The 7,063-nt window shown below is 61.9% G+C and carries 7 protein-coding genes; 3 read left to right on the top strand and 4 right to left on the bottom strand.

Translation table 11 applies throughout. The features are described from left to right. Positions 1-732: 732 nt before the first annotated feature. Both GIW02_RS26680 and pobA read right to left on the bottom strand, forming a co-directional pair. Entirely contained in the window at positions 733-2,250 is a 1,518-nt protein-coding gene (locus tag GIW02_RS26680) for an MDR family MFS transporter (protein WP_236418338.1), read from the bottom strand. 66 nt (positions 2,251-2,316) lie between these two features. Next, on the bottom strand, positions 2,317-3,501 hold the full coding sequence (pobA, locus tag GIW02_RS26675) for a 4-hydroxybenzoate 3-monooxygenase (protein ID WP_236418350.1): 1,185 nt from the start codon (positions 3,499-3,501) through the stop codon (positions 2,317-2,319). A 189-nt stretch (positions 3,502-3,690) separates the two neighbouring features. Between pobA and GIW02_RS26670 the strand changes: the two genes are divergently transcribed. Then, entirely contained in the window at positions 3,691-4,563 is an 873-nt protein-coding gene (locus tag GIW02_RS26670) for a helix-turn-helix domain-containing protein (RefSeq protein ID WP_236418339.1), read from the top strand. 27 nt (positions 4,564-4,590) lie between these two features. Here GIW02_RS26670 and GIW02_RS26665 read toward each other — a convergent pair whose 3' ends face one another. Further along, positions 4,591-4,767 carry a hypothetical protein gene (locus GIW02_RS26665; RefSeq protein WP_236418341.1) on the bottom strand — a complete coding sequence of 59 codons (177 nt, stop codon included), beginning with the start codon at positions 4,765-4,767 and terminating at the stop codon, positions 4,591-4,593. A gap of 100 nt (positions 4,768-4,867) precedes the next feature. Then, the gene (locus tag GIW02_RS26660; protein ID WP_236418342.1) at positions 4,868-5,773 is read right to left on the bottom strand and encodes a LysR family transcriptional regulator; all 906 of its coding nucleotides are present in this window, start codon (positions 5,771-5,773) and stop codon (positions 4,868-4,870) included. Positions 5,774-5,877: 104 nt separating this feature from the next. On the opposite strand from GIW02_RS26660, the gene GIW02_RS26655 reads away from it, so the two are divergent. Then, positions 5,878-6,744, top strand: coding sequence for an MBL fold metallo-hydrolase (locus GIW02_RS26655; RefSeq protein WP_236418343.1), 867 nt, complete (start codon positions 5,878-5,880; stop codon positions 6,742-6,744). 33 nt (positions 6,745-6,777) lie between these two features. Continuing rightward, a partial coding sequence (locus tag GIW02_RS26650; RefSeq protein WP_236422207.1) for an NAD(P)H-binding protein occupies positions 6,778-7,063 on the top strand: 286 nt, incomplete at its 3' end.

Raw genomic sequence — 7,063 nt, 5'->3', positions numbered from 1 at the left:
TCGGTGTGCCCTCACTCCGGCTTGAATCCGTGGGCCGCCGCGATGGGCCATCCATGGCCCAGCGCGGCTAACCCGGCGTCCTGCCGGGTTACCCACGGATTCAAGCCTGCGTTCGGCCAGCGTGTTTTTATGGGGCGCCTAAGATCAAGATCAAGATCAAGATCACGATCAAGAGCGCTGGATCAAAAGATCGCTGACTTCGTCAGCGCAAAGGATGTTAGGGCAAGATCAACAGCAGGTTGATGTATCCCTGATACATGGAGATCCAAATGTGGGAGGGGGCTTGCCCCCGATGAGGGTGTGTCAGCTGATAAATCTGTAGCTGACCCACTGCCATCGGGAGCAAGCCCCCTCCCACATTTTTAACCGAGTTCCAACACGCAACTCCGGTCGGCTCGAAGGCCGCCGCGCTCTGGCTTTTGATCTGAGGCGCCCCGTCAATCACGCTGGCCGAACGCAGGCTTGAATCCGTGGGCAACCCGGCAGGACGCCGGGTTAGCCGCACTGGGCCAGGGATGGCCCATTGCGGCGGCCCACGGATTCAAGCCTGCGTGAGGGCACACCGAGCCGGAGGCGAGGTGCCGAGTGTTGGGGCGAAGCGTTTTTGGTTACTTTTGGCGCTCTTCCAAAAGTGACCCGCTGTAAGAGCGGAACCATAAGCCGCCGTTACCGCAGCAACGGATATGTACACCAACACCAACACCGACACCAACACCAAACCTACACCACCCCCTACCGAACCTTATCCTCACGCCCCCGCAACACCCGATTCGGCATCGCAACAGCCGCCATCAACCCCAACAACGAAACCCCCGCACTCACCATCAACAAATGCCTGAACGTCACCCCCAACTCCCCACGCAACGCATCCTGCGCCGGCCCCGGGGCCGCGTTAAGGCCGTCGAGCAACACATTGCCAGACCCACCCTCGCCCACCATCGCCCCACTGGCCAAATGCGCAAAGCTGGAATCCTGCAACAGCGCCAACAGCAACGCCGACATACACGCCACGCCCACCGCCCCACCCAGGGACCGGAACAGGTTGGTCGTGCTGGTGGCCACCCCGATATCCCGCTGCTCCACCGAGTTTTGCGAACCCACCAGGGACGTGGGGAACTGCATTCCCGCGGCAATCCCGCACAGCAGCATGAACGCGCCGGTCAACAGCACAGCCTGAGGCGCGCTGTACGCCATGCCGAGAATGGCCAGTGGGCTTAGCAGCGCGCCGCCAAGAATCATCGGTTTATAACGCCCGGTCACCGAAGTCATGCGCCCGGCGGAATACGCGCCAATCGGCAGGCCGATGGCCAGGGGCAGCAAGTGCAAGGCGGCGCTGTCGGCGCCGCCGCCGGTCACTGTCTGAAAGCGCAGGGGCATCAGCACTGTCAGGGAAATCGCCTGGAAACTGGTGAAAAACACCGTGCACCAGCACAGCACCGCGCTGCGGTTGGCGAACAGGTGCATCGGCAGCAACGGCTCGCGTGTGCGGCGTTCGTGCCAGACAAACAGGCTCAACGCCACCAGCGCAGTGGCCAGCAAGCCCAGCACTTGAGTGTCGCGCCAATGATGGCCCTGGCCGATTTCGGTGATGCCCAGCAGCAAGGCGGTCAGGCCGATGATCATCAGCACGGTGCCCACGTAATCGATGATCGGCTTGCGTTGCGGTACCGGCAGCCCCACCAACGTGCGATGGGCCACGTACCAGGCGCCGGCGCCCAAGGGCAGGTTGATCAGGAACACCCAGCGCCACGACAAGTACTCCGTCATGTAACCGCCCAACACCGGGCCGGCCACGCTGGCCACCGCGTACATGCTGCTGAAATACCCCTGGTAGCGCCCGCGCTCACGCGGCGGGATGATGTCGCCGATGATCGCCTGGCTCACCGAGATCATCCCCCCGGCGCCGATCCCTTGGATCACCCGCGCCAGCACCAGTTGCTCCATGCTTTGCGCCATGGCGCAGAACAGCGAGGCCACGGTGAACAGGCCCATGCCGATCAGCATCATCGGCCGGCGACCGTACAGGTCGCCCAGCTTGCCGTAGATCGGCACCGCCACCGTCATCGCCACCATGTAGCCGGAGATCACCCAGGCCAGCAGGTTGACGTCATGGAACTGTGCGGAGATGGCGGGCATGGACACGGCGACAATGGTCTGGTCCAGGGCGCCGAGGAAGATCGCCATCATCAACGAGGCGAGAATGCTGCGCACGGCAGGAAGCGGTGGGGCGGGCTGATTGAGCTGAGTCACGGCAGAACCTTCGAGCAGGGCCCGCGGGAAAAGGCAGCCCACGGGAATGCTCGATACGATAGCAGGCTATTCGATAGCTTCGTAAGGAAGGCCGACGTAATTTTCCGCGATGGTTTTGCGCCCGGCCTCGGAGTGGATGAAATACGCCAACTCACTCTCGGCGATGCGCTGGCTGAACCCGTCGTCCTGCGGAAATTGATGCAGCATCGACGTCATCCACCACGAGAACCGCTCCGCTTTCCATACCCGCCGCAGGCAGATCGCGGAATAGCGCTCCAGCAGGTCTACCCGCCCCTCGCCATACACCTTGAGCAAAATCCGAAACAGCGTGCTCACGTCACTGGCTGCCAGGTTCAAGCCTTTGGCGCCGGTGGGCGGCACGATGTGCGCGGCATCCCCGAGCAAGAACAGCCGCCCGTACTGCATCGGCTCCACGACAAAACTGCGCAACGGCGCGATGCTCTTTTCGATCGACGGGCCGGTCACCAACCGCTCGGCCAAGTCGCTGGGCAGACGGGTTTTCAGTTCATCCCAGAAACGTGCGTCCGGCCACTCATCCAGAGGTTCTTCGACGGGCACCTGCAAGTAGTAACGGCTGCGGCTGGGTGACCGCATGCTGCACAGGGCAAAGCCACGCGGGTGCTTGGCGTACACCAGTTCAGCGTGGACCGGCGGTGTGTCGGCCAGAATGCCCAGCCAGCCGAACGGGTAGACGCGCTCGAACACCTTGAGCGATTCGGGCGGGATCGACTGACGGGCAATGCCATGAAACCCATCGCACCCGGCGATGTAGTCGCACTCCAGGCGCAACGCCTCGCCCTCATGCTCGAAGGTCAGCCAGGGTCGATCGGTTTTCAGGTCGTGAGGCTGAACATTGTGCGCCTCGTAAAGCGTGGTGGCGCCGGCAGCGGCGCGGGCGGCCATGAGGTCGCGGGTGACCTCGGTCTGGCCGTAGATCATCACCGACTGGCCGCCGGTCAAGGCCTTGAGGTCGATGTGGGTGAGCTGGCCATTCACGGCCAGTTCGAAGCCGCCATGCACCAGGCCTTCGGCATCCATGCGCTGGCTGACGCCGGCCTGGCGCAACAGGTCGACCATGCCCTGCTCCAGCACCCCGGCGCGGATGCGACCTTGCACGTAATCGGCGCTCTGACGCTCAAGGATCAGGGTTTGAATGCCGGCGTTGTGCAGCAGTTGGCCGAGCAGCAGCCCGGAGGGGCCGGCGCCGATAATGGCGACTTGGGTTTTCAGCGTTTTCATTATTTTTATAACCCGCAGATTCCACACGAACGGATCGAGTGAAAGAGTTGTCATTGGTTTTGTTGCTGACATTTTTCACTTGAGTGCGCGCTGGAAGAAGGTGAAAACTGCGCGAAAGCCTGCGCTTTTTGCCAATCGGGGCGATTACCGCACCACTCTGCCGAGTATCGGATTGAAACCATGACAAAAAACGCGATTCCGGTCTTCAAGCTTTACGGGGAAAGCCAGCAGTGGCCGACGCCCGATTTGTTGCACTGTGAAACCATTTCCCGGCGCAGTCGGGAATACCAGTGGGAGATCCACCCCCACCGGCACGCGGACCTGTGCCAATTGCTGTACGTGCACAAAGGCCAGGCACAGTTGGAAATCGAAGGCCAGCGCACCACGCTGAACGAATCGACGCTGCAGGTATTGCCGCCACTGTGTGTGCACGGTTTTCGGTTTGAGCAAGATGTGCAGGGTTACGTGGTGACGCTGGCGGCGCCGCTGGTCAGCCATCTGCAGTCGCAACTGGGCGCGACGGTGGACGCGCTGCAGGCACTCGGCAGTTACCCGGCGGGCAAGGACAGCGACTACCTCAACAGCCTGTTCGCCCGCCTGCAGGACGAATACGCCGATGAACAACCGGCCCGGGACATGCTGATGCACGCCCTGGTCAGCGTGCTGCTGGTGTGGATCAGCCGCCAGGCCATCCAGCGTAGCCACCCACGGGCACCGCGCGGGCGCGAGTACTTCCGGCGTTTTACCCAACTGGTTGAACAGCATTACCGTGAACACCCCAAGATCGAAGACCTGGCCCACAAACTGGGCATCTCGGTGTCACACCTCAACGGCACCTGTCGGGAATTGGGCGGGCAGCCTGCGCTGCAGATCATGCATGACCGCCAGTTGCTGGAAGCCAAGCGCTTGCTGACCTACACCAGCATGACCATCAATGAAATGTCGGAGGTGCTGGGGTTTTCCGACCCGACCAACTTCTCTCGGCTGTTTCGCCGACGGGTCGGGTTCTCACCCAAGGCGTTTCGCGAGCAACTCAAGGCCGAAACACCTTAGGCCTGAAGGCTCTCACGCGGGTCGTTTCTAGCGTAAAGCGCTGAAACTGCCGGTGTGGGGAACGCATTGATCCTGATGGCAGCTGATCGCAAACGTCGGCTGCATACGGGTCTGTTCCACACGGTAGGCGGCAGTCCCGTAGAGCGCGCTGGCAATGGCGCACAGGCTGAAAATCATCACGTACTTTCTGGTTTTGATGCTCATGGCACGGACCTCTGAGCGGATCTATACAGTGCTATCTAAAGCATAGGCCAGCCAGGGCGAGTTGCCATTATTGGACGACATTCAACCGGTTTATGTCGGCTTACAGGCCGATATCCCACGCAGGCTCCTCCGGGAACCTCAGCACCAGAAAATCCAGCAGGCTGCGCAACGCCGACGGCATGTGTTTGCGTGAGGCGTAGACCGCGTAGATGTTCATCTGCCGTGGCTCGGCGGCAGGCAGCAAACGCACCAGTTCGCCCCGGCGGATATGCTCGCCGGCCTGGTAACTGGGCAGCATCGCCACCCCCGCCCCGGCCAGGGTCACACGCAGCAACGTACTGGCCTCGTTGGCGGTGATATTGCCGTGCACCGGCACCGAGACATGCTCGCCCTGCTCTTCGAAATGCCACAGGCTTTTGCCGAAGTAGGAGTGGGTGAGGCAATTGTGCCGGGCCAGGTCCTCGACCTTCTGCGGGGCCGGGTGCTCGAGCAGATACGCCGGCGTGGCACACACCACCGAGCGACAGACAGTCAGGCGCCGGGCAATCAGGTTGGGGTCCAGGTCATTGCTGGTGCGGATCGCCAGGTCGATGCGCTCATCCACCAGGTTCACCGTGCGGTCGAGCATCTGCAGATCGACCGTGACCAGAGGGTAGCGCTTGACGTACTCGGCGATGGCCTCGGCCAACTGCGCCTGGCCGAATGAGGTACTCACGCTCAAACGCAGCAGGCCTCGGGGCGCGTCATCGGGCTCGCTGACGGCGGCCTGCATGTCGCCGCACAACTCCAACAGTTGCCGACAGCGCGGCAGGGTTTCACTGCCCGCCGCCGTAAGGCTGAGCTTGCGCGTGGTGCGGTGCAGCAAACGCGCGCCCACCCAGTCTTCCAACTCGGCCAGGTAGCGCGACACCACCGGGCGGGACAGGTCCAGATGATCGGCAGCGGCAGATTGGCTGCCCAAATCCACCACCGTGACAAACACGCGCATTGCTTGGAGACGATCCATGATTTGAACGCTTTTAGAAACAAACTATGTCCCAGCATCGCATTTTTAGTCGCGTTTGGTGCAACTAAGCTCTGTGCTTCTCCAACGACTGCTGGAACTGCCCAATGCTTTCGACCCTCAAGCGCTTGACCCTGGCCACTGCCGCCCTGGCTTTCGCCGCCCATGCCGCAGCGGCCGAGCTGACCCTCGACGTGTACAACCCTGGCGAAGCCGCCATCTTCCCGGTCAGCTCGGTGCTGGTCAGCGGCGCCAAGGACGCGATCCTGGTGGACGCGCAATTCGGCAAGGGCCAGGCCGAGCAACTGGTGCAGAAAATCCGCGCCAGCGGCAAACACCTGACCACCATCTACATCAGCCACGGCGACCCGGATTACTACTTCGGCCTCGACACCCTGACCACTGCCTTCCCAGACGCCAAGGTGCTCGCCCCGCAACCGGTGGTCGACCACATCAACGCCACCGTGGCGGACAAACTGGCGTTCTGGGGCCCGAAAATGGGCGCCGACAAGCCAAGCAAAACCATCGTCCCACAGGTACTGCAAGGCACCAGCCTGAGCCTTGAAGGCGAGCAACTGCAGGTCATCGGCCTGGACGGCCCGCAGCCTGATCGCAGCTTTGTGTGGATCCCGTCAATCAAGGCCGTGGTCGGTGGGGTGGTGGTCTCGGAAAATATTCACCTGTGGATGGCCGACACCCAAACCGCCAAATCCCACACCGACTGGCTGGCCACCCTGCAACGCATCGAGAGCCTGAAACCGCGCACGGTGGTGCCGGGCCACTACCTCGGCACGCCGACCCTTGAATCCGTGGTGTTTACCGCCGGTTACATCCAGGCCTTCGACGATGAAGCCCACAAGGCCAAGAACGCCGCCGAGCTGATCGCAGCGATGAAAAAGCGTTACCCCACCCTCGCCGACGAAAGCTCGCTGGAACTGAGCGCCAAAGTCGCCAAGGGCGAAATGAAGTGGTGAATGGTTTTAAACCCTGACGAACTGGAGAACATCATGAGCAAGATCGCAATTATTGGTGCCACCGGCCGCGCCGGTGGCCAACTGCTGGAAGAAGCGTTGCGTCGTGGGCATAGCGTTGTTGCCATCGCGCGCAATGTTGAATCAATTGATGTGAAGCCGGGTGTGACGGCCAAACAGGTCGATGCGTTGGATGCGCAAGCGCTGCAACAGGCCATCAGCGGCAGTGACGTGGTGATCAGTGCGGCGCACTTTGCCACGGTGCCCGCTGAGGCAATCATTGGCCCGGTGAAAAAGGCCGGGGTGAAACGCCTGCTGGTGG

This window comes from Pseudomonas syringae, from assembly GCF_021606685.1.
Classification (GTDB): domain Bacteria; phylum Pseudomonadota; class Gammaproteobacteria; order Pseudomonadales; family Pseudomonadaceae; genus Aquipseudomonas; species Aquipseudomonas syringae_R.
The sequence above is the reverse complement of the archived record's forward strand: the minus strand, read 5'-3'. Positions and strand labels throughout refer to the sequence as shown.

Coding starts and splice junctions, on each gene's coding strand:
- GIW02_RS26670 (WP_236418339.1), top strand. CDS start 3,691: ATGACAAAAAACGCGATTCCGGTCTTCAAGCTTTACGGGGAAAGCCAG.
- GIW02_RS26665 (WP_236418341.1), bottom strand. CDS start 4,767: ATGAGCATCAAAACCAGAAAGTACGTGATGATTTTCAGCCTGTGCGCC.
- GIW02_RS26660 (WP_236418342.1), bottom strand. CDS start 5,773: ATGGATCGTCTCCAAGCAATGCGCGTGTTTGTCACGGTGGTGGATTTG.
- GIW02_RS26655 (WP_236418343.1), top strand. CDS start 5,878: ATGCTTTCGACCCTCAAGCGCTTGACCCTGGCCACTGCCGCCCTGGCT.